Source organism: Salinimicrobium oceani, assembly GCF_012037645.1.
In genome coordinates this window covers 1-418 of sequence record NZ_JAAVJR010000776.1, presented here as the reverse complement: position 1 = coordinate 418, position 418 = coordinate 1, and the positions used below count along the sequence as shown (strand labels likewise).

1 protein-coding gene is annotated in these 418 nt (G+C 35.4%); it reads right to left on the bottom strand.

All coding sequences use genetic code 11. The annotated features are described in order from the left end of the window. Window positions 1-418: glycogen/starch synthase (locus HC175_RS19350; protein ID WP_168139768.1), on the bottom strand; the 418-nt coding region annotated here is incomplete at both ends.

Below are 418 nucleotides of genomic sequence, written 5' to 3'. Positions count from 1 at the left end.
AGAATTATCCACTGCTGTTTTCATCAGGTTAACGTAGGTAGGTTTCTTTAAATGTTTCACCTGTTCATTTTCCAATCCGTCAAATAAAACCTTCTTATACATATTGCTATCTAACGTACCATCGAAGTCCTGATTGTATATAGAGGTAACAATTTTGGCTTTATTAAATAAAGGTTCATTCCCATAATAGTTCCTAAGGTACAGGGGCAGCATGGAAGAAAGCCATCCATTCACATGGATAATATTGGGAGACCAGTTAAGTTTTTTTACAGTTTCTATCACACCTTTTGCAAAGAAAATGGCTCTTTCGTCATTATCGGGAAAAAGATTACCTTCCTCATCTGTAAGCGTAGCTTTTCTTTTGAAGTAGTCCTCATTATCAATAAAATACACCTGCATTCTCTCTTTAGGAATGGAT